Below are 25,814 nucleotides of genomic sequence, written 5' to 3' on the forward strand. Positions count from 1 at the left end.
CCTGCCGCATCCCGCCCGATCCGAAGGAACCCGCACATGGACCCGCGCCAGGAGCTGGTCGACTACCTCACCCGTCAGCTCGTCGGTCCCGCCGGCGGGGACGACGAGGTCCTCGACGCTCCGCCCGACCGGCAGTACCTGATGGGCACGCTCTACCCGCAGCAGACCGACCTCCGCCGCCGGCTGGACAAGGCCGCCGACGATCCGGAGGCACCCGGCGCCGAGCAGGACGCCCCCGACGTGAGCCCGGCCGCCGACCCCGTGCCGGACGCCAACAGCTGGCTCCCCGCCTCGCTCGGGCTCAGCTTCTACACGGACGCCGTGGACGTCGAGGTGCGCTGTGCCGCTGCCCGCTACGAGACGCAGCGGCACGAGACCGGTAGGGGCCGGCGCTGGCAGCGCGTCCCCCTCAGGCCGGAAAGACTCACCTTCGGTCCTGAGCGGCACGAGGAGCCCGTCTTCGGCGGCCGCGCGAAGATCCAGGTGACCCGCCGCTCCTACGGGGCGGGCACCCTCGTCACGGTGGCGCTCATCAACGAGAAGCGCCACGGCGGCGCCGACGACAAGACGCCCGACTGGGGCGACATGCTGTTCCAGTGCCGGCTCAGCGTCCGGCCCGTCGACGGCGCCGTGCTGCCGTACCCGAGCGTCCGGCTCGCGAGCCGGGACCCCGAGGAACGCGAACTGCGCCTCCAGTATCGGCACGTCGTCACCCACGCCGTCGGCCACGGTTGCGCCGTCCGCGAGGAGCGCGGCGAGGACGGCGGCGTCGCCCTGCTGGCCTGCGAATCACTGCCCCGCGCCGAGGTGCCGGCCGTACGGGCGGGTGGCCCGCTCGACACACCCGTCCTCACCCTCGCCCACCTGGCCGACCCGGCCGTCGGCAGGGACCAACTCCGTGAGGAGCTGACCGAGTTCGCGGCCTCCTATCACGCCTGGTACGTGGGTCAGAGATCCGTCGAGGTGCCGCCCTGGGGCCGTGAGGCCGCCGACCGGATCCTCGACCGGGTCCGGCAGGCGGTCGTCCGGATCGAGGCGGGCGTGCGGACGCTGTGCGACCCCGACCGCCCGGAACTCCTCGACGCCTTCCGTATCGCCCAGCGCGCCATGCTGCTCCAGATGCGGCACTCCGCCCCCGACCAGGCCGGGCAGAGATGGCAGCGCTCCGACGCCGTGGCCCTCGACCCGCCCGTCGACCTCGAGGCCGCCTGGCGCCCGTTCCAGCTCGCCTTCTTCCTCCTCGCCCTCGACGGGGTCGCCGACCCCGGGCACCCCGACCGCGGGACCACCGACCTGATCTGGTTCCCCACCGGCGGTGGCAAGACCGAGGCGTATCTGCTCCTGGCCGCCTTCACCATCGCCCTGCGCCGGATCCGCGGCGAAGGCGGCGGGACCACCGTGCTCAGCCGCTACACCCTCAGCCTGCTCACCACCCAGCAGTTCCAGCGCGCCGCCACCACCGTCTGCGCCCTGGAACTGCTCCGCCGCGCCGAACCCGGACTCGGTCTCGGTGGCGAGCCGATCACCATCGGCCTGTGGGTCGGTGACTCCACCACCCCCAACACGTTCGCGACGGCCCAGACCGTCTTCGACGAGCAGCGCGCGGCCAGCCACCCCGAGGACGTCTTCATCCTCGACCGTTGCCCCTGGTGCGGCACCCGCATCCTGCCGCCCACCTGGTCCAGCGTCCGCGCCGACTACGGAGTGCGGGCAGAGGCCGACGAGTTCGCCTTCCACTGCACCCGTGACGCGTGCGCCTTCCACGACGTGCTGCCCGTCGCCGTCGTGGACCAGCACCTGTACCAGAATCCGCCCACGTTCGTCCTGGGCACCGTCGACAAGTTCGCCCAGCTCGCCTGGCAGGCCGACTCCGGCCGTCTCTTCGGCGCGGGCACCGCCAACCCGCCCCCGTCCCTGATCATCCAGGACGAGCTGCACCTGCTCACCGGCCCGCTCGGCACCACGGTCGGCCTCTACGAGGCCGCCATCCTGGAACTGTGCACCGATCAGGACGGCCGCCCGCCCAAGATCGTCGCCGCGACGGCCACCATCCGGCGCTCCGCCGAACAGGTCCGTGCCCTGCACCACCGGGGCGTCCAGCTCTTCCCGCCGTCCGGACTCGACGCCCGCGACAGCTTCTTCGCCGTCCCCGACACCGGCCGCCCGGGCCGTCTCTACCTCGGGGTCATGGCGCAGGGCCACACCGCGGGCCGTGGCGCCGTCGCAACGACGGCGGCCATGCTCCAGGGCGTCCACCAGCTCCCCGAGGAACACCGCGACGACTACTGGACCCTCGTCGCCTACCACCACAGCCTGCGCGAACTGGGCCGTACGGTCACCGCCGCCGGCGACGACATCCCCGCCCAGCTCCGCTCGCTCGACGAGGGCGCGGGGGTCCGCGCGCTGGGCAGCGACCAGGTGCAGCAACTCGACAGCAGCGTGCCGCGCGCCGACCAGCCCATCCTCCTCGACCGGCTCGAGAAGCCCTGGACGGACCCGCGCTCGGTGTCGTTCCTGCCCTGCACCAACATGCTGTCCGTCGGCGTCGACGTGAAGCGGCTCGCCTACATGCTCATGCAGGGCCAGCCGAAGACCACCGCCGAGTACATCCAGGCCACCAGCCGCGTGGGCCGCCACCACGTACCCGGACTCGTCGTCACCTACTTCAACGCCACGCGCCCGCGTGACCGGTCCCACTACGAAACCTTCATGGACTACCACCGGGCGCTCTACCGCTACGTCGAACCCGCCAGCGTCACCCCCTGGTCCATGCCGGCGCGACGCCGCGCCCTGCACGCCGCGCTCGTCATCCTGGTCCGCCACCGGCTGGGCCTGGCCGCCGAGAACCAGGCCGGACGGATCACCGGCCACAAGGACGAGGCGAGACGGATCGCCGACGCCCTCGCCGAGCGCGCCGCGACCGCCGAGGGCGGGGCCACCGGAGCCGACGCCGGTACCGTACGCGCCGACGTAAGAGCGGAACTCGGCTACCTCCTCGACGACTGGTACGGCCAGGCCGACGCGGCCGCCGCCGAGGGCAAGGACCTATACTACCGCAGTCAGGGCAAGGGACAGCGCAATCTGCTCAAGGGATTCGAGCAGCGGTACGGACTGTGGGAGACCCTTAACTCGATGCGCAGCGTCGACCGGGAGTGCCAGATCGCCGTGACGGGAGCAGGAAAGTGAAGCGCAAACTCCGGGTCCGCCAGGCGCAGACCGTGCTGCCGTTCGGCGTGGGAGCGGTACTCGACGTCCAGGGCGAATCCTTCGTCGCCGCAGGTATCGAGCGGTGGCCGCGGCTGAAGACGGCCGTCCCCTCGGAACGGCTCGCCACCCGCCTCGGGGTCAAGGGCTTCTACGCCGCTCCCCACACCCTCAACGACCGCTACGACGACGCCGATCGCCCCGGCGTCCCCTATGTGCGGTTCCCCGGCTGGCTGTTCTGCGGCTCGTGCCGGGCCATGGCCCGGTTCCTGCGCGAGCACGAGAAGCCGGGAGAGCCGCCGGTGTGCACGTCGTGTGCCGCCGCACCCCGCCTCACCCCGATGCGGTTCGTCCGTATCTGCGCGGACGGGCACCTCGACGACATCGACTGGTGGTACTGGGCCCACTCCAAGCTCACGCCCGAACTACGGGAGGCCTGCTCGGAGTCGCAGCACGCCTGGAAGGCACGCCGGCTCACCTTCCGTGTCGCCGACCGGGCCTCCGGGCTCGAAGCGCTGTCGGTCCGGTGCGGAGCGATCGGGGCGGGCGGCAGGTCCTGCGGCGCCGAACGCGACCTGCTCGACGTCCTCGGCCCCCAGAGCGGACGCTGCTCCGGCCGCAACCCGTGGCAACACTGGGACGAGAGAGTGACCTGCGGCCAGCAGGTCCACCACGTGCAGCGCACCGCGGGCAACGTCTACTACCCCGTCGTCTACTCGGCCCTCGACATCCCGCAGACCGAAGAAGCCCCTCGTGCCGAGCGGAGCATGGCGGACGCCGTCCTGGAGCACGGCTACTGGTCGAACCTGCTCGACGCGCTGGGCACGTCCAGGGCGGATGTCTTCCGCGGCATGATCAAGGAGGACACCGACGCCCCGGACGACCTCATCGACCACCTCGTGGCGGAGGCCACGGGCGCCCCCACACCGGCGCCCGCCGACCGGCAGGAGTCCGGGAAGTCGGGGAAGGTCGATCTGAGCCGTGACGAGTGGTACGCCTTCGACGCCGCACAACTCCCCGAGCCGTCCGCGGAGTTCTCCGTCCGGCGCGGCGGACTCGGTCTCGACGACGAGAAGGAGGAGCCCTGGGCCAGTCTCGACGCCCATGTCGGCGGCATCGTCCTGGCCGACCGCCTGCGCGAGGTACGGGCACTGACCGGCTTCCGCCGCTACTCCCCGAACGGCACCCTGGTGCCCGCCGACACCAGCGGCCGGCTGCGCTGGCTCCCCGCCACCGAGGTGTACGGCGAGGGCGTCGTCCTCACCCTCGACGAACAGCGCCTGACCGCCTGGGAGAACGACCCCCGCGTACGCGCCCACGTCCACGGTGTGCGGACGGACCTCGACGCGTCGTTCCGTGCCGAACAGCTCGCCGAGACGACCGGCAGCGAACTCTCACCCCGCTTCCTCCTCCTGCACACCCTCGCCCACCTCCTCATCCGCCAGCTCTCCTTCGACTCCGGCTACACCACGGCCAGCCTGCGCGAACGCGTCTACGGCCGCCCCGAGTACGGCCAGCACGGACTGCTCGTCTACACGGCCGCCGGAGACGCGGAAGGCACGCTCGGCGGACTGGTCCGGCAGGGCGAGGCACCGCACTTCGCCGAAACCCTCATCCGCATGCTCGAGGCCGCCGCCTGGTGCTCCGCCGACCCGCTGTGTGCCGAACACACCGGTCAGGGCTTCGGCAACCTCAACCGGGCCGCCTGCCACGCCTGCACCCTGCTGCCGGAGACCAGCTGCGAGACCGGCAACACCCTGCTCGACCGCGCCCTGGTCGTCGGCTCCGCCCGCGTACCCGGCTACTTCACCGACGTCCTCACGGCGAGCCGCGAGTCAGCCGCCGCCACCGTCCAGGGATGACCCGTATGGCCACCACGAACACCCCCGTCCTGCACCCCGACCTCACCCCGGCCCAGCGCGACTGCCTGGACGCCCTGCCGCTCACGGGCAGCCACGTCGTCAGCGGCCCGCCCGGCAGTGGCAAGAGCCTGCTCGCCGCGCACCGCGCGATCCACCTCGCTCTCACCGGCCGTCCCACCCTGCTGCTCTCCCGCTCGAACCTGCTCCGCCAGCTCCTGCGGGACACCCTCCAGGGCCTCACGGTCGCGGGCGCCCCCGTCGAAGCCACCACCGTCCACGCCTGGGTGCTGCGCCACTTCGGTGATGGCGCGCCGCGCACCCAGGACGGCTGGTTCGACTGGGCGGCCCTCACCCAGGACGCTGCCGCCGCCCTCGGCGAGAACGAGGAGGACACCCCCCACCTCGTCATCGACGAGGGCCAGGACCTGTCCCCGGGCTTCTACCGCATGGCCCGCCTGGCAGCCGCCTCCGTGACCGTGTTCGCCGACGAGTGCCAGCGTCTCACGGACACCAACTCCACCCTCGCCGAGATCGCCGACGCCCTCGGCCGCTCCACCCAGCGCGTGGCGATCACCGGGAACCACCGGAACAGCCGCGAGATCGTCTCCCTCGCGGAGCACTTCCGCACGGGCGGCGCCCGCCCCGACCTGCCCTTCCGCAGCGGAAGCCGGCCCGTGGTCCGCCACTACTCCGGCACCCACGACCTCGCCGACGACATCGCCGGCCTGGCGGCCCGCCACCCGCGCGACCGTATCGGCGTCATCGTCAACTCCCTGCGTACGGCCGCCGACCTGATGCGACGCCTGGAGCGCGCCGGTCTGGCCCAGGAGCCCCAGCTCTACAGCTCGGCGGCCTCCTCCGGCCGGTACCGTGACCTCGACCTGGTCCGCCCCGGAGTGGTCGTCGTCCACCGCGCCAGCGCCAAGGGCCTCGACTTCGACACGGTCGTCATCGCCGACGCGGAGACCGACTCCGCCACCGACCCGACATCGGCGGCCCTCCGTATGGCGTACTACGTCATGATCACCCGCGCCCGGGAGCGGCTCGTGGTGGGCTGGCAGGGCATCAGGCCGCCGCGGCACCTGGAGGGGCTGGACGCGTGGGTGCACATGCGGTGACGGCGCGACGACCGAGGCCACGAACATGCAGGAAGAACATGGGGAGACGATGACCGACGACCACAAGACGACCGTGCCCGTGTGGACGCTCGCGACCGCCGACGTCCGGGTGCCGGCGCTGACCGCCGGCGAGTCGATGACGGCCGAGCGCCTGACCGAACTGCGCGGAGCACTGGCCGCCCTGGCGGACCAGCCGATCGTCACGCTGGAGGCGCATCCCCTTCCCGCCAGGATCGACCGCAGCCGTGGCCTCTCGCTCGACGCGGCGAGCCCGTTGGCACAGCACCTGTCGCAGTTCATCAACCAGTCCACACGCACCTCCCTCACGGCGGCGAGAGCGACCGCCTCCGGCGAGGTGCTGTACCGGATGGTGGTCCCGGCGAAGGTCGCCGCCCAGGTCGGGAAGGGGCTCGTGCGCCCGATGGTGGCGAAGGGGGCGGCCGGTGCCATCCGCGGCCCGCTCGTGGACTCGGCGGGCAAGATCGCCGCCGGTGCGAAGTTCGTGCCGGTCGGAGGTGCCGCCGCGGCCGGTACGGCCGGTGGGGCCGGTGCCACCGCCGGGGCCGTCGCCGCCGGCGGTGCGGCCCTCACCGTGGCCGCCCCCCTCGTGCTCATGGCCGTCGCGGTCGGGGTGAGCGCGCACGCCGACCAGAAGCGCCAGCAGGCCATCGAGCACATCACGGAACTGCTGGAGCAACTCCACGAGGACAAACTCGACGACGAGCGCAGCGCCCTCGACGGCTGCCGGGCCGCCATCGACAAGGCCACGGCCATCCTGCTCGACCAGGGCAAGCTCGGAGTCTCGCTGGGACTCGACTCGGCGGTCTACGCCATCGACACGGCCCTGAGCAAAGCCGACCGCCGTCTCGCCCGGTGGCAGAGCGCGCTCGACGCACTGCCCGAGGACAAGCCCGTCGAACTCAACACCCTGACCGAGGCGTTTTCCGGCATCGACGACCAGGGCGGCACGTTCCGCGCCCACCTCGAAATCGCCTCACTCGCCGTGGCGTTGAAGCGCCGGGTCGTCGTCCTTCAGGCCGTCGAGCACGCCCAGAACGACCCCGGCAACCCCTTCGAGAATTTCGTCCGGGAGCTCAAGAGCGACCAGCAGCGCCTCGACGAGCTGGAGTCGGGCCTCGCAGATGTCCTCCTGCGCCTGTCGGCCCTGGAACTGACCCGCCCGAACGGACGGCTGCCCGTCTTCAAGCCCAGTGAGGTCGATCGCCTCATGAACGCGGCCCACCGCATTCACCAGCTGGGCCGTGGTGTCACGGTCGGCGGTCGCCCGCAGGACGTGGCGATCGAGATCGCCCGCGAGAAGGACGGCTCGGTCGTCGTGTTCCCCGCGCTGCCCGCGGAGGCATAGCACCACGTGGGCGCACTGCGTCCGCTCACGCCGTGGTGTCGAGCAGGTCGGCCCGGACCGTCTTGCCGGTGGGCGGGTAGGGGACGCAGTCCCAGTGGTCGGCGAGCGCGGTGACGAGGGTCAGGCCGCGTCCGCCGGTGGAGAGCGGGTCCAGAGCGGTGGCCGTGGGGCAGGGGAGCGGGTGCAGGTCCCCACGGGCATCGCTCACCTCGACCCGGAGGCGCCCGGCAGCCGGGCCGAGCACGAGGTTCAGCCGGAAGCATCGGCCGGGCATGCGGCCGTGCAGGACGGCGTTGGCGGCCAGCTCGGCGACGACGAGTGCGGCACGGTCTGTCAGGTCCTGCGAGACGCCCCAGGACCGCAGCTCGGTCACCGCGAGGAGCCGCGCGAGACGGGCGCCGCGGCGCGTGGACGACAGCAGCTGGGTGAAGGTGCCGACGGGGGTGCCCACGTGGGGTGTTGCCTGGTTCACGCCCTCAGCGTGGCGGCCGGGTGCGGGCGGGGGCGAGTGCCGCGCCCCGTACGGGGAGCGAGCGTACGGAGGAGGGAGGGGCGCGGTACGCCGCACTCCCGCCACACTGAGCGCTGTGTGAGGAACGTGGGAAGCCGGAACGGAGTTCCTGATGTCCCGGAGCCTCCGCGGAGGCGGGGGACTGTCGGTGGCGGGTGACAGGATCACCGGCATGGTTTTCGTACGTACGACTCCACCGCGGCCGGTCGAGGTGACCGAGCTGTTTCCCGAACTGGCCCCGCTGGCGCGTCCCGCGATCCGGCTCCACCCACGCCTGGGATCGCCGTCGGTCAAGGACAGTTCCGTCGGGGGACCGTTGCTGTGGCCGGCCGACGAACCCTGGCCGCACTGCGAGGACGCGCACCTGCACGGTGACAGCGGCTTCCGCAAGTCACCGGCAGCGATACGGCTCGGCAGATACCGGCGGGCCCAGCGGCATGACGACCCCTACGGCCCCTCGTTCACGCCCGAGGAGGTGGCGGCCCTGGAGCAGAAGGCCGCGAGGCTCGAGGAGCGGCTCGACGTGGGCCCCCCGCTGCCCGCGGACTGCCCGGTCCCGCTGCTGCCCGTGGCCCAGCTGTATCTGCGCGACGTGCCCCTGCTGCGGCCGCCCGGAGAGGCCGATCTGCTCCAGGTCCTCTGGTGCCCCTACGACCACGAGCCGGACTGGAAGCCCGCGACCAGGGTGTTCTGGCGCTCGGCCGCCTCGGTCACCGACGTCCTCGCCACGCCACCGGAACCGTACGAGGCCAACTACGACGGCTATGTGCCGGAGCCGTGTCTGCTGGCCCCGGAAGCGATCACCGAGTACCCCGGCAGCCTCGATCTGAGCCCGGAGTTGAGGCAGGTGGTGGGGGACTGGAGCCGATGGCAGGCGGCCCGTGCGGTGGTGCACGGCTCGTACGAGGAGTACCCGGCGGAGTACTACGACGCCCACCTGGCAGACGCTCCCGGCTGGAAGGTCGGCGGCTGGCCGCCGTGGGGTCGTACCGACCCGAACCCCCGGTACTGCGCCGTGTGCGAGGCCCGGATGGTCCCGCTGCTGACCATCGCCTCCTTCGAATGGGACGGCGAAACGTACAACTGGGCGCCGCAGGAGGAGCGGGCCGCCGCCTACGCCCACGGTCACCTCGCCGGCCTGAACCCCGCACAGCCGACGCGGGTGGAAGTGGGCAGCACCGACAACATGCAGCTCTACGTCTGCCCGGAGTCCCCCGAGCACCCGCACACCGACTTGATCCAATGAAAGCGGTCTATGCGCACGGGCAGGGCAGTTCGGGGGCCGCGCGGTTCGGGGAACAGGTGACCACGGCGAGGGAGAGGTACGAGGGGCGTTCGAGGTAGACGCCGTACGACACGTCGCCGCCCGCGTGCAGACGCTCGGCGGCGGAGTCCACCAGCCGGGCCAGGCGTACGGTGTCGCGGTCGTGCTCCGCGGCGAACCGGGGGGCGTACTCGGTCAGCCGCTCACCGAGCCAGGCCGCGGCCTCCTTCGCCTCTTCCCAGGTGCCCCGCACGAGTGAGCGGGGCTTGACGAGCCAGTACGCCGTCTCCAGCGGCGGGAGGTCCGCCGTGCGGAACTCCGCGGCCACCAGGCGGTAACGCTCGATGAGTTCCGGCCTGCTTCCGGCCGGGGGCGGTTCGGGGTGCGGGGGCCGCCGCAGGGCCTCGTCGTCGAAACGGGCCTTGGGGCCGGTCCAGAGGTAGGCGTGGTGGTGCACGTGCTGTTCCCGTTTCCGTGACGAGGAGTGCCGGCCGGACGCGCGGGAGGAACGCGGTCCGGCCGGCGGCTGGGAGGGAAGGGGAGGGAGGTGTCAGGCGCCGAGGCCGAAGCGGGCCGGGTCGATACCGGCGGCGTCCAGTTCCTCCGTGGTGAACCGCAGCGGTTCTGCGTCCGGCCGCTTGCTGTCGCCCAGCGCCCAGGCGTCCTCACCGATCCGCGCCAGGGTCACGCACCCCTCGGTGCAGGGGCCGCCGCACGCCTTCGTGAATGAGGCCGCGCTGATGTCCAGCGCGTAGAGGTCGGTTCCGTTCTGCATGACTGCACCTTCCAGCTCGTCCGAAGCGGCCGGGTCCGGCCGCCGCCGCCCGTGGTGGGCGGGAGTGCACGGAGGGGGCGTGCCGCCTGGGTGTTTCCGCAGGTGAGCGGTGGACACGGGCGGCCTGCCCCGGATCTCCGTGACCTCAGAGTGGCGGTCGGACGGGGGCGGGGACGAGTGTCGCACCCCATACGCTGAGTCAGCGTACGGACACGAAGAGTGGACGGTACGTCTGATGATCCGTCAGGCTTGGGGTGTACGCGGGCGGCGTGTGAGACGGCCGTCGCGGTGTGGTGCGGAGGCGAGGAAAGGGGCGGTGGATGGACGTGGTCGGGGTCGAGGGGGAGACGGCGGCCGGGGGCGCCGGCGCACGGGCGGTTCCGGCGGTGGAGTGGGAGCGGGAGCCGCAGCCGTCGGACAGCCTGCGGACGTTCGGGGCCGTCGTCCAGGCGCTGCGCGAGCACGCGGGGCTGAGCCGGGCCGACCTCGGCGCGAGGGTCCAGTACTCGAAACACACGGTCGAGTCGGTGGAGTTGGGGCGCCGGATGCCGGACGAGGCGTTCGTGGAGCGGGCGGAGGAGGCCCTGGGCAACACGGGGGCGTTGCGGAAGGCCGCGCGGCATCTGACGCGGGGGGAGGCGGGGCTGGCGGCGTGGTTCCGGCGGTGGGCTCGGTTGGAGCGGGAGGCGGTGAGTCTGTGTACGTATGAGTGCCGGTTGGTTCCGGGGCTGTTGCAGTCGGAAGGCTATGCGCGGGCACTCTTCGAGAACCGGATTCCCCTGCTGACGGACGAGCAGTTGGAGGCGCAGGTTGAGGCGAGGATGGAGCGCCAGCGGATGCTTCGCGAGCGTCCGACGGTCCCGTTTCACTTCATCGTTGAGGAGGCGGTCCTGCGACGGAGGCTCGGTGGTGCGGAGGTGCGCCGCGCACAACTGGACTACGTGCTGGAGCAGACGGCCCCGCGCAACGTGACGTTGCAGGTCATGCCGCTGGAAGCCGAGTACCACTCGTGCATGGACGGGCCCCTGCGCCTGCTGGAGACCCCGGAAGGGCGTCGGCTCGCGTACTCGGAGGGCCAGGAGAGCGGGCGGCTGATTGGCGACTCGAAAGAGGTGAGAGTTCTCCAACAGCGCTATGACACACTGCGGTCGCAGGCCCTGCACCCCATAGATTCCCGGGCCTTGCTGGAGCGACTGCGAGGAGAGGCATGAGCGCGACGGAACTCGCCTGGTTCAAGTCAAGCTATAGCGGTAGCTCGGGCGACGACTGTGTGGAGGTCGCCGTCACCGAGCAGGCCATCCACGTGCGGGACTCCAAGGACGTGACCCGACCGTCCTTCGCCGTCGGCCGCGAAGGCTGGGGGCAGTTCGTACGGTTCGCGTCGGAGCGATGAGCGACTTGAGGGCGTGCCGTCCGCTGGAGTGGCGGGCGGCACGCCCTCACCGCGTCTCGTTTGTGGGACCGTAGCCGAGAGCCGCACGGTTGATGAAACGGTCACCGAGGTCGCACACGGGCGCGGGCTTCGGTTGCGCGGCAGCTTTCTTCGCTGTGGATTTCTTGGGGGCTGGCTTGTTGCCGCCCGCACGCTTGGCCGCTGTCGCCTTCGCCTGCCTGACCTTCTTCGCGGCCGGCGTGTTGCGCGCGGCGAACCTCTTGCGGGCCGCTGCGAGTCTTTCGCGTTCCGGGACCGCCACGTTGGACGGAAGGGCGTCGGCCAGGACGCGGGCCCGGCTGAGTGCGTAGCGCGCCGCACTCCAGTTCTTCTTGCTGATGGCCATATTCGCCAGGCTGATGGCCTGCTGCAAGGCTCTGATCTTTGCGGGCTGCTTCCGAGGTATTTCAGACTCGGCCCCGCTGCTGCGCTTCTGCCCGGCTGCTCGGGTACGCCAATCGGTACCCGAGCTTAGGACGACGACCGACCGAGGGTTGCTGCTCTGGTTTACGCGTACCACGTGCGTTGTTCCTTGGATGAGCGGTGGGCAGGCCCTGGGGCAGCCACCAGGCGGGGCCACCCCAGGGTCAGGTCAGTCGTGGCGAGGCCCCTGGCCGGGAGGCGGGGTGAGGGTGGAACGGTAGGTACCGGACTCGCCCTCGCTAAGCGGGTTCTCCAGAGTCAGGCCGGCGGCGGCCATGCGGTCGTACTCGGCGAGGATCAGATTCTTGGTGCGGTACTCGCCGTGCGCCTTGATGTCGTTGTCGCGAACGACATTGAAGGTGTCCAGGATGTAGGCAGTGTCGTCGCGGTTGATGCCATAGAGGTGGAAGAAGAGGGCATCCAATTCAGCGCGGATGACGGCACGGCGGTCCGGGTCCCAGCGGAAGGGAGTGCCGGTGTCGCCGAGGTCGCGCGCGAAGGGACGCATGTCGTTCGCGGTGTAAGTGAGTTCGAGGATGCGCTTCGTGACGAATTCCGCGTGGGGCGCGAGCTGGTCGGGGCTGGGGACCGGTACCTGCTGGACGTATCCGTAGGTCAGGTGCGTGCCGCCGATCTTCTGGCGAACGGCGTAGTCACAGGCCATGGACGACCAGACAGCGGAAAGCAGCGGAGCGTAGCTCGGCAAGGCGAACAGGGCCAAGGGATACGTATTGCCGAATCCGTGAGCCGGGGCAGCTGCTGCGATCACCGTCCGCTCATCACTCGCTCGACAGATGTCACGCCACCCGAGGATCCATTTCCGGTCCCACCCCTTGGCGGCCAGACGCGTGCGAATCCCTGGCTCCACGAGGGGTTTGCCGTTCTTGTCAACTTCGCCGGTCGGAATATCCTGTTCCGGCACCCAGTAGCGAGGCAGCGGTATGGCGGAGGCGTCCTGGTGTTGGTCCACGGTAAAGCGTGGAAGGGTGCGCTCGTTAAGTTGCTTCTCCGTGGCGTTCTCGTATGTAGAGAAGCGGTGGTCGTAGTGGTGAAGCATCTTCGCTTCGTACAGCGGGAGCAGGCGCTCCTTGCCACGGGTGAGAACGTTGGCGTCGAGGGTCCATCCCGCTTTGAGGAGGTCGTCGAAGGTCTCGCCATCCTGAACAGCCGGGCGGAAGAGGTGGGAGTCGTTCGCCATGTGGAACATGGTCATGAACGAGATGCCCCAGGGGTTCCCGCCTGCTTTGTTCGCCTCATCGATCAGGACCGGGATACGGCGATAGATGCCGAGCGTGATGTCCGCATCCCGACGGGACGAGAAGATCGGACACGTCCCCGTGTTCGGGTTGACGCGGAGGATATCTCGCGAAGTCAGCGTGTATGCGCGCTCGGCGATCTGTGCGACCTGGCGAACCTTGGCAACCATGGAGATGGGGGCGTCAGGGGAACCTTGACTGCGCATGGTAAGGAGAACGAAGCGCACGTAGTCCTTGACTGCGGCGAAGAGTTTTTCTTCGTTTCCGAACTCGAACAAGCTGGCCAAAGACCCTCGCTCGACCAAGTCCTTGAAGAAGAACTGCGTCGTCGCATCCGTAGCGATCCCTGTCGGAACGATCACACCCGCCCGTCCGCGCGGTCCCGTCAGCATGCGGTCCGTCTCCGTAAAGACGGCGTATGTGTTGATGTCACCCCGCCCCGTCAGCGGGAAGCGGACGCTCGTGCGCAGGAAGTGACTCTCACCTTCCGAGCGGCGCTTAGCGGCCTCAAACTCGGCGTATAGACGAGTGCCGTCAGGGTCGTCCCGCAGTTCGGCGATGAGCCGCTTGCGGGCAGCCGCGTTCTTGGCCCTAGCAATGCGTGGGTCCCGCTGGGCGAAGAACTCCTGTTCCTGGAGCTTGACCCGCTCCCACGGCGGATTGCCCACCACAGCGTCGAAACCGCCAGCCCACCCCGTCCCCGGCTGGACACCCGCCCCCGACCCCGGAACCGCGAACACCTCCGGAAACTCCAGGTGCCAATGGAGGAACCGATACTGGTCCCGCAGGCTCATGATTTCGGCGTGGGTGGCGTCCGGGACCGCTGACTGGTTGCGACTGCGCAGCGCGCGGAACACCTGGTCGGTCGGCGCCTCCGGCGCTCCCTCCCGCTTGGGCCAGACAAACGCGGCGCACCAGGCGTCGGCAGCGTGCAGGTCCTGGACGTATGTCGTGGACTCGACATAGGCGCGGTACGCGGACTCCTGTGCCCGCACCTGCTCCAACGAGTCGGCCGGAGCCGCAGTGATCCGAGCAAGTTCGGCGGCGTACTGATCATTGCCGGGCAGCACGTCCGAGTCGAAAGTCAATTCATCCTGGCCCCCGCGCTGGGACCTATTGCGCTTGATGAAATCAGCCGCGTACCTCTTGTCGTCGCCCTCGATCGGCTTGAACGCGTCGTCCGGCACGCCCTCCGCTAGCAGCTTCGGCGTCGCGCCGATCAGCCCGTTGCCGTGCTTGACGTGGGCGTCGAGGAACCCGAGCGGCTTGCCGGGCTCCAGCGCCTCCAGCCACAGTGAGACCTTCGCCAGCTCCACCGCCATCGGGTTGAGGTCGACGCCGTAGATGCAGCGTGCGACGACCTCGTGCAGGGCGTGCCGCACGGCGTCGAGCGTCGGCTCCGGGTTGCGCTCACGCACCGACGCCACCCGCTTGGCGATGCGGCGGGCCGAGGCGACCAGGAAGTGCCCGGAACCACAGGCCGGGTCGCACACCTTCAGCGCGAGCAGTTCCTCGACGATGTCGTCGGCCGGGTCAGGACGGCCGGCCTCCGTGGCCCGCTGCTCGCCCCGCTTCACCGCGTCGTCTATGACCGGATCCAACGTCGTGTCCAGCAGGCACTCGATCAGCGAGGACGGGGTGTAGTAACTCCCCGTCGTCTTGCGGCTGTTGCCCGCGACCTCGATCAGCTCGAAGGTGCGGTCCGTCGCCGAGTGCTTCGGCTCCAGCTCCAGCAGCGACTCGTAGACCGAGCCCAACTCCTCCGCGTCCAGGTGCCGGTAGTCGACGGACCGCCACCGCCGCGCGCCCAGGTCCCGCACCTGTGCAAGGTGCCGCACGGCAGCCAGCAGCGACTCGTTGGACAGCTTCAGCCCGTCCAGCGGCGCGTCGGCCTCCGTGTGCGTGAACAGACCACCGAGACCGGGCAGCCCCAGCTCAGGACGGCCCCCCTCCTTACCCAGTGCATCGAGGACGATCCGCAGCGCCTCGTACTGGTCACCGTGCGCCGTCCCCTGCCGCCGCCGCGCCCGCGCCCGCAGTCGCGCCGACGAGAAGTACCGCTCGTACGCCTCGCGTTGCCGCTCACTCGCGTTCGGGTCGAGCAGGGCGTCACGGTCCTCAGCCACAAATACGAACAACAGCCGGTACACCAGCCGCAGCAACGCATCCCGCAACGCCTTCGGGCCCACGTCCTCCCGCAACCGCACGTTCTCCGGATGCCGCAGGAACCCGGTCCCGAGCACGGTCAGCGCGTTCTGCACCCCCAGCCGCAGCTGGTCCAGCGCACGCGCCCCCGACGTGACGGCCTCCGTACGCCACTTCTCCAGCCAGCACCCCGAAGGCGCCGCCCCCTCCGGCACAGCGAACCGCGACGCGTGCAGCACGCAGTACAGCAGCACGAACTCGCTGAACAGCTCCCCGTCGAAGATCGCCTCGAGGTCGAACTCGACGTAGGCCGCCGTAGCAAAGGAAGACGAGTCCCGCAGCAGCCGCAGCCGGCGCCCGTTCGTCAGGACCGCCCACAGGTGGGCCTCGGTCCGGTTCAGGCAGTCCTGGAGCATCGACTGCGCCGGCACCTGACCGGCCGCGGGCCGCTTGTCCAACTCCTGGTTCCACGGCACCAGATGCACCAGCGCCGGACCGTGCCGGTGCGACACCGGGAACCGCTTCTCCGCATCCGCATCCGCCGGAATACCCGCCGCCCCGACCTCCGTCAGCGCCCCGAAGTCCAGCTTGCGGAACAGCTGGGCGAGCCAGTCGGAGCCGGCCCGCCCCGTCGGGTCGGCGGACGGCGCGCCCGTGACCGGGTCCGAGGGCAGTGCGGCCCGCAGGTCGCGCCAGAGCGGCTTGAGGTACTCCCAGGCGCGCTCGGCCTCGTCCCGCACGGGCACGGACGCGGGCAGGCCGTAGTCGGCGGGCTTGGTGCCCGGCAGGTTCCGCGCCTCGGCGATGCGCAGCAGCATGTCGGCGGGGAGCAGACCGCCGACCGTGGTGACGGCGGTGAAGGCCAGGGCGGTGCGAGTGGCGGCGGCGGACATCAGGCTTCGGCTCCGGACACGGTAGAGGCGGCGGGGGCGGCGGGCGGCACGTAGACGTACACACCGAGCACGTCGGCGGGCTCCTGCGGGACGACCTTCAGGCCGCGGACGATCTCCTCGTTGGCCTTGCGCACCCGGCGGTGCGAGGCGTCGAGTTCGGCGGCCAGACGGGTGCCGTACTCGCTGAGGTGGTCGGCGAGGCCGGGCAGGCCCTCCAGCGCGCGGGTGATGGCCTTGCGGGCGGCCAGCTCGTGCGTGTTGGCGGTGGCGCGGGCCCCGAGCAGCGCGGCGGCCGCGTCGTCGTCCAGCCAGCGGGCGCGCTGCGGCAGGCCCTCGTAGGCGAGCAGGCGGGCGTCCTCGGCGACCACCTGCCGCTCGCCGGTGCGGGACGGCAGGGTGAGGTGAAAGCGGTAGCGGACCAGCAGCAGCGTGGTGCGCACGCTCACCGCGTCCGTCGTCACCACACCGCAGCGGCGGGCCGGGCGGGGCCCGAGCGCCTTCGCGTCCAGCGCCGAGTCCAGGACGTAGGAGGCGATGGCCCCGATCGCCGGGTCGGTGCGGACGAGGGCGGCCTCGCCGCGGCCGATCGCCGGCGTGGTGCGGAACGGGATCGCGCGGTCCTCCTCGACCAGCCGGTTGCCCAGCGTGGCCGCGAGCGCGTCGCGCAGTCCCGCCGGGGTGCCGCCGACCTGGGCGGTGAAGTCGCCGCTGCCGTCGCGCGGGTCGCGGATCAGCGCGTCCAGGTCCCGCAGCGCCTCCAGCGTGAACTCGCGCACCTCCTCCGCACCGCCGAGCGCGGCCCGTACGGCGGCGACCTCGCGGGCCACCTCCTCCGGGTGGATGGCACGCTGCGCGTACTTGGAACGGGAGGTCTTCTCCCGCTCGGCCGCCGACGTCCACTCCCGCTCGATGCGGTCGAAGGACTCCTGGTGGCCGTCCATCTCGAACAGGCTCTCCTGGCTGCCCTGCCGGCCGTGCAGCAGCAGCCACTCCACCACGGCGTCCGTGACGCCGCTCGCGGTCTCGTCGGGCACGGAGACGGAGATGCCGAGGTCCTTCTTGATCTGGCGGTGCTTCTTGAACAGCACCTCCAGGACCTTGCCGTCGATGCCGTTGTCCTCGCCGTACATGGTGATGACGCGGACCTGGTCGCGCTTCTGCCCGTACCGGTCGACGCGGCCCTCGCGCTGGTCGTGGCGGGTGGGGTTCCAGGCCAGGTCGTAGTGGACGACGGCGTCGAAGTGGTGCTGGAGGTTGACGCCCTCGGAGAGACAGTCGGTGGCGATCAGCACGCGCCGCACGGACGGGTCGTCGCCCGCCTCGCCCTCCTCGGCGGCGAGCTGCTCGATCCGCTCCAGGCGCTGCTGCGGGGAGAGCGTGCCGGTCACGGCGGCGATCCTCGTCTTCTTGCCGAGCTTGCCGTCCAGCTGCGCGGCGAGGTAGTCGGCCGTGGGGATGTAACGGCAGAAGACGATCGGGTTGTAGCCCTCGGCGATCAGGTCCTTCAGGTGCTTGGTCAGCGCCTTCAGCTTCGCGTCCCCCGCCGGGCCCATCAACTCCTGGGCGCGCGACGCGAGTTCCAGCAGGCGGGCGCCCGCGTCCTCCGACTCGGCGGCGCCGGGCGCGACGTCCATGCCCTCGTGCCGGTCGTTCTCGGCGGAGTCGGCGGCCACCGGGGACCCAAGCACGTCCGCCTCCTGCGCGGTGCGGGCGGTGGCGGACTCGGAGCGCGTCTTCAGGGTCTGCGCGGCGGCGGCCGGGGACGACACCATGGAACGCAGCAGGGCGATCACCGACCACCAGGCGATGCGGGCCTCCCGCTTGCCCTGCTCGCCGGCCGCGTGGACGCGGTCCGCGGCGTAGGCGATGGCGTCGTCCAGCAGCGCCCGGTAGGCGGGCGTCAGCTTGTACGGCTCGTCCTTGGTCCAGCGGTCGGAGGGGAACGCGGTCCGCTCGGCCAGCGAGTCGTCGGCGAGGCCGTCCTCCTTGGTGAGGTAGTCGCGGACGTCTGCGCGCTTGCGGGCCACGAAGTGCTCGGCGAGCTTCGCCCGCCCCGCCGGCGTCTCCAGGTCCAGCGTCGCCAGCTCGGGCCGCACCAGGCCGAGCAGATTGCGGAACGCGGACTCCTTGCCGGAGTGCGGGGTCGCCGTCAGCAGCAGCAGGTGGCGGTCGGCGTCGGCGGACACCTTGCGCAGCAGCTCGTAGCGGAGCTGGTTCGTCGCGGAGGACGCGCCGCCCTGCGCGGGGTCGTCGGCGGCCACACAGGTGTGCGCCTCGTCGACGATCACCAGGTCGGGGCAGTGCTTGACGAAGTCCTCACGGTGACGGGTCGACTTGATGAAGTCCGTCGAGATGATGGTGAACGGGTGCCGGTCGAAGAGGGACTGGCCCAGCTCCAGGTTCCGCTCCAGGCGCGACACCGTGGACGCCAGCACCAGTTCCGCGTCGATGCCGAACTTCTCCCGCAGCTCGCCCTGCCACTGCTCGGCCAGCGCGGGGGAGCACAGCACCGCCAGCCGGGTCGCCTCGCCCTGCGCCAGCAACTCCTTGGCGATCAGCCCCGCCTCGACGGTCTTGCCGATGCCGACGTCGTCCGAGATCAGCAGCCGTACCGTGCGCTGCCGCAGCGCCATCAGCAGCGGCACCAGCTGGTAGGCGCGGGGCTCCACGGCGATCGACGCCAGCGAGCGGAACGGGCCCGCGCCCGACCGGAACCCGATGCGCAGCGCCGTGCGCAGCAGACCGGCGGCACGCTGGTCGCCCAGGTCGTCCGGGCTCGGCGCGGCGAACTCGGCGGGGCGCACCTCCTCGAACGAGGGGAAGACGGCCGCGATGTCGTCCTCGCTCCCGCCCAGCGGGCGCAGCACCAGCATGTCGGGGGCGCTCTCGGGCAGCACCACCCATTCCCGGCCACGGGCCGCGACCAGCGAGCCGGCTGTGTACGTGGGGCTCATGGGATGTCTCAGTTCCTCGGATCGATACGTCAGGAGGTCGAAAGGGGGCGCGGGACGGTCAGCGCAGGTGGAAGTAGGCGGCGTGGTGCTCGACGACGGCGTCCCAGTCCGCGTCCGCAGGGAAGCGCAGCACGTCCCAGCCCGCCTCCTCCAGGCGGTAGCCGGCCTCCACGTCGCGGGAGGAGTCGGCCGGCCGGTCCGGGGTGTCGACGAACACGGCGAGGTGGACGCCGTCCAGGCGGAACACCAGGTCGGGCCGGGCCGCCGCCCCGTCGACGAACACGTCGACCTCGTCCGGCAGCCGGTAGCCCTTCGCCTTCAGCCAGCCCACCAGATTGCCCTGCGCGACGAGCGCCGCCAGGTCCGTCTCCAGCGGGGTCGGCACGGACACGGGGGAGTCCTCGGCAGCGGCGGGAGTCTCCGCGGCCGCCGTGGTGCCGCCCGTGCCGGCGGCCGTCACCGCCGGGACCAGCCTGCGGAACGCCTCGCTGCGCGACTCGCCCCGGTCCTCCCGCTCGGTGCGGGCGCCGGCCAGACGCAGCAGCAGCGGACGGGCGGTGTGCCGGCTCAGCTGCCGGTGGTGCCCTTGGTTGGCGTACGTCAGCAGGCAGGTGTAGCAGCCTCGGGCGCACCTCTCGTGCTCCGACGGCCCGCCCAGGTCCTCGCCCGTGTCCGGGTCGAAGTGGCAGATCTCCAGCGCCGTCCGGGCGGCCTTCGCGAGCGCGTCCTTCTCGTGCTGGATACGGCGCAGCACGCCCGCGCCGCCCTCCGCGGCCTCCGTGAACAGCATGCGGCGGCGTGGCCCGTCGTCCGGCGGCAGCAGCTCCGCCGTCAGCTCGGAGTCCTCCAGCTCGAACGCCGCCTCGATGCCCCGTTCCAGCGCGTACAGGAACGACAGTGCCACCGGCTCCGGCTGCGGCTCGTCCAGCGTCACCACCAGGATGTTCCGGCGGTCCTCCACGTACGGCAGGACCCGCTTCTTGCGGCGTTTCTCGTTGCCGTCCTCGTCGACCACCGGCATGCCGGTGCCCTCGATGGCGTCCGCGGCGGCCCGGTCGTTCAGCCAGCGGCCGTCGCCCAGGTCCAGCCAGTAGCCGTCCGGCTCGCCCTCCTTGTCGCGGACCCGGCCCAGGTTGGTGATGCGGACGGTCGCCGAGTCGCCGTAGTCCAGGTCGAGGACGGGCGCGCCGTCCCCGTCGCTGACGTGCGAGGTGAGACGGCCCTTGCGGGCGCCGTGGTCCTGGAACGCGTACGACGTCTCCAGGCGGAAACCGGCCCTGCGCCGCTCCTCCTCGTCGGAGGAGATCCGCTCGCGCGGGGTGGTGTACACGGTGTGGAGCTGGAGCAGGCCCGTGCGCTTGCCGCGCAGCGGCTCGCCGCACATCGCGCACAGGTCGGAACCGGCCTTGACGTCGTGGTGGTAGCCGCAGCCGTCGCAGCGGCGGGCCTCCGCCGTCGCCAGGTCGCCCGAGGCGTCCGGCGGCAGCTGCACCCGGGTCACCTGGTAACGGGCGCCCTCGTGGTAGATGAGCGCGCCGGGGCCGAACTCGCGGATCGCGAGGAAGCGGGGCCGCTGGAGGTAGTCGCCGTCGGCGTTGCGGCGGTTGCCGGACCGCGGGATGTAGGCGGCCAGCGGCAGCCGAGGGAAGCTGTAGCCGGGCAGGAACCCCTCGGACGCCAGGTAGCGGTACGGGTTGAAGTCGCTCATCACCGACTTGCTGTCCGTGGAGCGGTTCAGCAGCAGGTTCGTCTGCGTCTCCGCCTCCCGACGGCGGGTGCGCGCCCGCGCCTGCTCACCGGGGGAGAGAGTGTGGTCGACGACCCGCTTGTTCTGCTCGTACTGGTCGATGACCGCCGCCCGAAACAGGTCCCGCCACCGGTCGAACGCCGCGTCGAACTTCGCCGGGGCCCGCTCGATCCGGTCCTCGATCCACTCGTCGTACCACCAGGTCGTCGCCTCGAAGTCCGCGATCAGCGGGGCGAGGACCGTGCGGGCGGCGGCGACCGCACGGCGGCGGGCGCCCTCGTCCAGGGACAGGTCCCGGATCCGGTCGAGCAGCGGCAGCGGCATCTGCGGATCGGGGCGGTCGTCGCCGTCCGGGTCGTAGGCGACGTCGATGACGTCCGGGATCGCGGCACCGAGCTTCATCTCGGTCTCCGCCAGCCAGATGCCTTGGAGATGCGAACGGACCAGGTCCTCGTTCGCGAGGTCCAGGCGCGGCGGGGCCACCTGCCCCGACACCATGTCCTGGGAACGCCGGAAGTAGTACTGGTCGTGGCTGTTGCCCGTCGCGCAGTACGTGGTGACCAGCGCGGGCTGGCCGGAGCGGCCCGCCCGGCCCGAGCGCTGCGCGTAGTTCGCCGGGGTCGGCGGCACGTTGCGCATCATCACCGCGTTGAGCGAGGAGATGTCCACGCCCAGCTCCATCGTCGGCGAGCAGTACAGCAGCGGCAGTTCGGCGTCACGGAACTGCCGCTCGCGCTCCAGCCGGTCCTCCGGCGTGACCTGCGCGGTGTGCTCCCGCGCGAACAGGCCGGCCAGTTCGGCCGCCGCCGTGCGGTACAGGTCGCGGAAGAATGGGTTGACGCGCGGTCCCTCGCCGCTGCTGTACGTGCGCGCCAGCGGGTCGACCGCGCCCCGCTCGCCGTCGCCGGCCCGCCAGATCAACGCGGCGGCCGCCACCCGGTAGCCGGTGCGCTTCTCCGACGCGCGGCGGCGGAAGGCAGGCCCCGAACGCTCGGGAGCCGCCTCCACCTCGCGCACGAGCTCGGCGTCCCGCAGCACCTTCAGCAGGTCCTCAATGACGCACTGGACGTCGTCGAGTGTGATGGACGCCTCGCGCAGTGTGGGCAGATTCCGCCGCAGGTACTTGCCGAACTTGCCGCGCGCCGACAGGAACAGCGCGGACCGCTCCATGCCGGGCCGCGAGCCGTACGGGTAGGCGGTGCTGACGGTCGGCTGGTCGGAGTCGCTCAGCACCCACGGCCCGGTCAGCCGCTCCTCGCTCGCCCGCTGCAAGGTGTCGAAGTCGTCGCGGAAGTACTGCACGTCGATGGCCAGTTCACGCCGCATGTGGTCGAGCAGCGTGCGACCGATCTCCTCGCGCAGTTCCGGGTCGGCGTCACGCAGCACCGCGTGCACGGACTGCCAGCGGTCCGGCTGGGCGGCGACCCAGGCCAGGTCCTCATAGTCGATCCGCAGCAGACCGGTCTGCTCCAGGTTCGGCATCGTGATGCGCCAGCCGCGCTCCAGGTCGCGGTAGAGGCGGTACCCGACGACGTCCCGGAACACCTTCGCCGCCCGCTTCTCCATGGACGGAGGCAGGTTGGTGCCCGACGCGTAGTCGCGGGGCGTCAGGCCCATCACCTCGGTGACGGCCTCCGCGAGGTCGTCATGGCGCAGCCCGTCCTCACCCGCCTGCGCCGCCGCCTGGTACAGCGCGCCACGCAACTGCGTCACCTGGGCGAAGTCGTTGAAGTGCCCTGCCTGCAGGGACGCGTCCTGCCGGTTGTCGACGAACGTGAGGAGCTTGCGCGCCTCCTTGCCCAGGCTGTCCTCGGGCACCGCCCGCAGGGACTTCACGATCGACGCGGAGATCAGCGAGGTGGCGGACGAACGCCCCTCCTGGTCCAGGGTGGCCAGCTTGGCGAAGTCCCGACCGCGCGTCTGCTCGTAGCTGACCTGGCAGTGCACGCAGAAGAGGAACGGCGCCGGCACGAACGCCGCCACCAGGCCCTCCCCGGACTCGTTGCCGTGGGCGTCCACGACGACGCGCTTCGGCAGGCGGGGGCGGTAGGACTTCTTGACGGTCATCCCGCCGTTCGCGTCCGGCTCCAGCCATGACTCCGGCAGTCGGCGGTCGTCCACGGCCTTCTGCGGATCGGCCGGCCACTCGTAGTCCTGCCCGGGCATGCCGAGGTACAGGTAGCCCTCGCCCGCGCGTCCCCCGGAGGCGGAGGTGTCCCGGCGCGGCTCGTACCGGAAGGCGCCGCCGTCCTCGGTGCGCCAGACCGTCAGGTACTCCTGGCCGCACTCGCGGCAGAACGCCAGCGGGAACAGCGGCTTGCCGCCGCTGTCCGGCTGCTCCAGCTGATAGATGCGGGTCAGCGGCCGGGTGAGCGGGTCCTCCAGCGTCGTGTAGACGGTGTCGCCCTTGGACAGGAACTGGTGCAGCCGGAACGCGAACAGCGGCCGCTCCGTCACCGGGTGCTTGGCCTGCGCGCCCGCCTCCAGCGTCGTGCGGATCGCCTCCCGCACGGTCTCCTCGGCGACACCGGACACGGCGGACAGCTCCGCCGCCGCCTCCTCGACGGTCGCCGGGGCACGCCGGCGCAGCCGGCCCGTGCCCTCCTCCCGCTCCAGCCCGAACCGCGACTCCACCCAGCGCGCCAGCGGGTCCTTCGTCAGCGCCTCGTACGACCGGGGCGCCGAGGGCACCCGCAGCCGCTCGGCGGGCACGGACTCCGGCGCCTCGTCGGTGGCCCGCACCAGAGTCTCGCCGATGACCCGCTCGGGCAGCACCGTCGTGCCGAACAGCCGCTTGGCGACCTTGGCGACCTCACGCCGCTGGTCGTCCCAGGTGCCCTCGGTCGACATGGTCGCCGAGGTGCCGATGCACTGGAGGGACTCCGACGCCCGGCAGGCCTGCCGGACCCGGCGGATCAGGAACGCCACGTCGGCGCCCTGCCGGCCCCGGTAGGTGTGCAGCTCGTCGAAGACGAGGAACTGAAGGCCCTCCGCCATGCGGATCAGGCTGTCCCGGTCGTCCGGCCGGGTCAGCATCAGCTCCAGCATCACGTAGTTGGTCAGCAGGATGTCCGGCGGGTTCTTGCGCAGCTCACGGCGCTCCTCGCTGGACTCCTGACCGGTGTAACGGGCGAAGGTGACCGGCTCGCGGCCCTTCCCGAAACCGTGGCGCAGGTACTTCTCCAGCTCCCCGAGCTGCGAGTTGGCCAGCGCGTTCATCGGGTAGACGACGATCGCCCGCACCCGGCGCTCGGCGTTCGGTCCCGCCGCCTCACGCTCCTTCAGGACGCGGTCGACGATCGGCACGATGTACGACAGCGACTTGCCGGAACCGGTGCCGGTGGTCAGCACGTAGGAGTCGCCCGCCTGCGCGGCCTCGATCGCCTGGCGCTGGTGCAGGTGGAAGGTCAGCGGCCGTCCGTCGGGACGCGCCGACGTCTCCTTCTTGCCGGCCTGGAAGATCTCCGCGCACCTCGGGTGCAGGATGCCGTCCCGCACCAGATCGGTCACCTGGCCGCCGTCGGCGAAGAACGGGTTCAGCGACAGCCATGGGTCGGGCCACTGCGACTTCGCCCGCAGATCGTCGGCGACGAAGCCCTCGATGCGCGCGTCCCGGATCACCGTGCCGCTCTTGGTGAAGCTCTCGTACTCGGTGATCAGGTCGGCGTGGATGCCGAAGACGTCCATCGCCTCCGGCAGACGCGGCTGCCTGCGCGGCGCGGGCGCGGGTACGGCGGGGGCCCGCTCGGGGAGCAGGGCGCGCAGCCGCGCCACCGGGTCGGACTCCTGCCAGTGCGGAGCGAGCAGGGCGGCCGTCGGGTCGTGGGAGAGCGCGAGCGGGACCAGCACCTCGCGGACCAACGCGGCGTTCTCCGGGCGGTGTTCGGCGTCCTTCTCCAGCAAACGCTCCACCAGCCGGACCAGAGCGGCAGGCAGATCCGGACGCACCAGCGTCAACTGCGGGGGCAGTTCACGCAGATGCTGCTCGGAGATCTCGTAATGGGTCCGGCCGGAGAACGGCGGACGGCCGATGAGCAGTTCGTACAGGATGCAGCCGAGTGCGTAGAGGTCGGCCGAGGCGGAGACCTGCTCGGCGCGGAACTGCTCGGGCGCCATGTAGCGGGCCGTGCCGAGGCTGACGCCGGTGCTGGTCAGTCGCGTCTGGTCGGGGTCGTCGACGATCGAGCCCATCCCGAAGTCGAGGACCTTGACGGTGCCGTCACCGGTCAGCATCACGTTGGCCGGCTTCAGGTCGCGGTGGACGACCCCGGCGGTGTGCGCGGCGGTGAGTCCGGACGCGATCTGCGCACCGATGGCGGCGACCCAGGAGACCGGCAGCTGGGGCTCCTCGTCGATGAGGTCCGCGAGCGGACTGCCGTCCAGCAGCTCCATCGCCAGGTACGGCAGTCCGCCGCCGTCCGCGGTGTCGTCCACGCCGCCGTCGATCAGGAGGGTCAGGTTCGGGTGTCCCTGGGAGAGCATGCGCATGATGCGCACCTCGCGGCGGAAACGGGCGGTTTCCTTACCCGACCCGGAGGCGTCGATCGCGCCTCCGGTGCGGCTGCGCAGCAGGGTCTTGACGGCGACCTGCCGGTGCGGGGAGTCCGGGGCGGCCTCGAGGTCCTCGGCCCGGTGCACCTCGCCCATGTTCCCGCGCCCGACGATGCCCGTGATGCGGAAACGTCCGCCGACCGTCTCCAGGCCCACTGCCCCTCCCCATTTCACCCGTTGCGTACGCGGTGGGTGTATCCCGCATGGGAGGGTATACCGTCCCGGTTGAAGAGGATCGTACATCTGTGTTGACGTTGTCAACGTGTTGTGGGGTTGATTTGCGGCGGCTGGCCTGGCGGCTGCCCGAGAGGCG

The 25,814-nt window shown here is 71.2% G+C and carries 14 protein-coding genes; 7 read left to right on the forward strand and 7 right to left on the reverse strand.

What is annotated here, in order from left to right:
- Nucleotides 1–36: 36 nt before the first annotated feature.
- Genes ACZ7D7_RS17005 through ACZ7D7_RS17020 form a run of 4 tightly spaced genes read left to right on the forward strand, consistent with a single transcriptional unit; the run spans nucleotide 37 to nucleotide 7,550 of the window.
- The gene (locus ACZ7D7_RS17005; protein ID WP_470825126.1) at nucleotides 37–3,186 is read left to right on the forward strand and encodes a helicase-related protein; all 3,150 of its coding nucleotides are present in this window, start codon (nucleotides 37–39) and stop codon (nucleotides 3,184–3,186) included.
- Complete coding sequence (drmB, locus tag ACZ7D7_RS17010; RefSeq protein ID WP_470825127.1) at nucleotides 3,183–5,066, forward strand: DrmB family protein; 1,884 nt, start codon at nucleotides 3,183–3,185, stop codon at nucleotides 5,064–5,066. Before ACZ7D7_RS17005 ends, drmB begins: the two co-directional genes overlap by 4 nt.
- Before the next feature lie 5 nt (nucleotides 5,067–5,071).
- The gene (locus ACZ7D7_RS17015) at nucleotides 5,072–6,184 is read left to right on the forward strand and encodes an AAA family ATPase (RefSeq protein WP_470825129.1); all 1,113 of its coding nucleotides are present in this window, start codon (nucleotides 5,072–5,074) and stop codon (nucleotides 6,182–6,184) included.
- Between the two features lie 49 nt (nucleotides 6,185–6,233).
- The gene (locus tag ACZ7D7_RS17020; protein WP_470825131.1) at nucleotides 6,234–7,550 is read left to right on the forward strand and encodes a hypothetical protein; all 1,317 of its coding nucleotides are present in this window, start codon (nucleotides 6,234–6,236) and stop codon (nucleotides 7,548–7,550) included.
- A 25-nt stretch (nucleotides 7,551–7,575) separates the two neighbouring features.
- Here ACZ7D7_RS17020 and ACZ7D7_RS17025 read toward each other — a convergent pair whose 3' ends face one another.
- Complete coding sequence (locus ACZ7D7_RS17025) at nucleotides 7,576–8,022, reverse strand: ATP-binding protein (RefSeq protein WP_470825133.1); 447 nt, start codon at nucleotides 8,020–8,022, stop codon at nucleotides 7,576–7,578.
- A 211-nt stretch (nucleotides 8,023–8,233) separates the two neighbouring features.
- On the opposite strand from ACZ7D7_RS17025, the gene ACZ7D7_RS17030 reads away from it, so the two are divergent.
- Nucleotides 8,234–9,307, forward strand: a complete 1,074-nt coding sequence (locus tag ACZ7D7_RS17030) for a hypothetical protein (protein WP_470825134.1) — start codon at nucleotides 8,234–8,236, stop codon at nucleotides 9,305–9,307.
- Between the two features lie 7 nt (nucleotides 9,308–9,314).
- Here the strand turns inward: ACZ7D7_RS17030 and ACZ7D7_RS17035 are convergent, their stop codons facing one another.
- Together ACZ7D7_RS17035 and ACZ7D7_RS17040 are read right to left on the reverse strand one after the other, a co-directional pair.
- The gene (locus ACZ7D7_RS17035) at nucleotides 9,315–9,782 is read right to left on the reverse strand and encodes a hypothetical protein (protein WP_470825135.1); all 468 of its coding nucleotides are present in this window, start codon (nucleotides 9,780–9,782) and stop codon (nucleotides 9,315–9,317) included.
- Nucleotides 9,783–9,875: 93 nt separating this feature from the next.
- A complete protein-coding gene (locus ACZ7D7_RS17040) occupies nucleotides 9,876–10,100 on the reverse strand; it encodes a DUF397 domain-containing protein (protein ID WP_470825136.1) in 225 nt (74 codons plus the stop codon).
- Between the two features lie 320 nt (nucleotides 10,101–10,420).
- Between ACZ7D7_RS17040 and ACZ7D7_RS17045 the strand changes: the two genes are divergently transcribed.
- Both ACZ7D7_RS17045 and ACZ7D7_RS17050 read left to right on the forward strand, forming a co-directional pair.
- Entirely contained in the window at nucleotides 10,421–11,311 is an 891-nt protein-coding gene (locus tag ACZ7D7_RS17045) for a helix-turn-helix domain-containing protein (protein ID WP_470825137.1), read from the forward strand.
- Nucleotides 11,308–11,493 (forward strand): DUF397 domain-containing protein, encoded by a 186-nt coding sequence (locus ACZ7D7_RS17050; protein WP_086686122.1) that lies wholly within the window; start codon nucleotides 11,308–11,310, stop codon nucleotides 11,491–11,493. The genes ACZ7D7_RS17045 and ACZ7D7_RS17050 overlap by 4 nt, the downstream gene beginning before the upstream one ends.
- 46 nt (nucleotides 11,494–11,539) lie before the next feature.
- Here the strand turns inward: ACZ7D7_RS17050 and ACZ7D7_RS17055 are convergent, their stop codons facing one another.
- The 4 genes from ACZ7D7_RS17055 to ACZ7D7_RS17070 form a co-directional block, all read right to left on the reverse strand.
- Entirely contained in the window at nucleotides 11,540–11,905 is a 366-nt protein-coding gene (locus ACZ7D7_RS17055) for a hypothetical protein (RefSeq protein ID WP_470825138.1), read from the reverse strand.
- Nucleotides 11,906–12,124: 219 nt separating this feature from the next.
- A complete protein-coding gene (locus ACZ7D7_RS17060) occupies nucleotides 12,125–16,249 on the reverse strand; it encodes an Eco57I restriction-modification methylase domain-containing protein (RefSeq protein WP_470825139.1) in 4,125 nt (1,374 codons plus the stop codon).
- Nucleotides 16,249–19,203, reverse strand: a complete 2,955-nt coding sequence (locus tag ACZ7D7_RS17065) for a helicase-related protein (protein ID WP_470825140.1) — start codon at nucleotides 19,201–19,203, stop codon at nucleotides 16,249–16,251. The genes ACZ7D7_RS17060 and ACZ7D7_RS17065 overlap by 1 nt, the downstream gene beginning before the upstream one ends.
- A 58-nt stretch (nucleotides 19,204–19,261) precedes the next feature.
- The gene (locus ACZ7D7_RS17070) at nucleotides 19,262–25,657 is read right to left on the reverse strand and encodes a protein kinase domain-containing protein (protein ID WP_470825141.1); all 6,396 of its coding nucleotides are present in this window, start codon (nucleotides 25,655–25,657) and stop codon (nucleotides 19,262–19,264) included.
- Nucleotides 25,658–25,814: the final 157 nt, after the last annotated feature.

It is taken from the genome of Streptomyces sp. NPDC037054 (genome assembly GCF_055606745.1).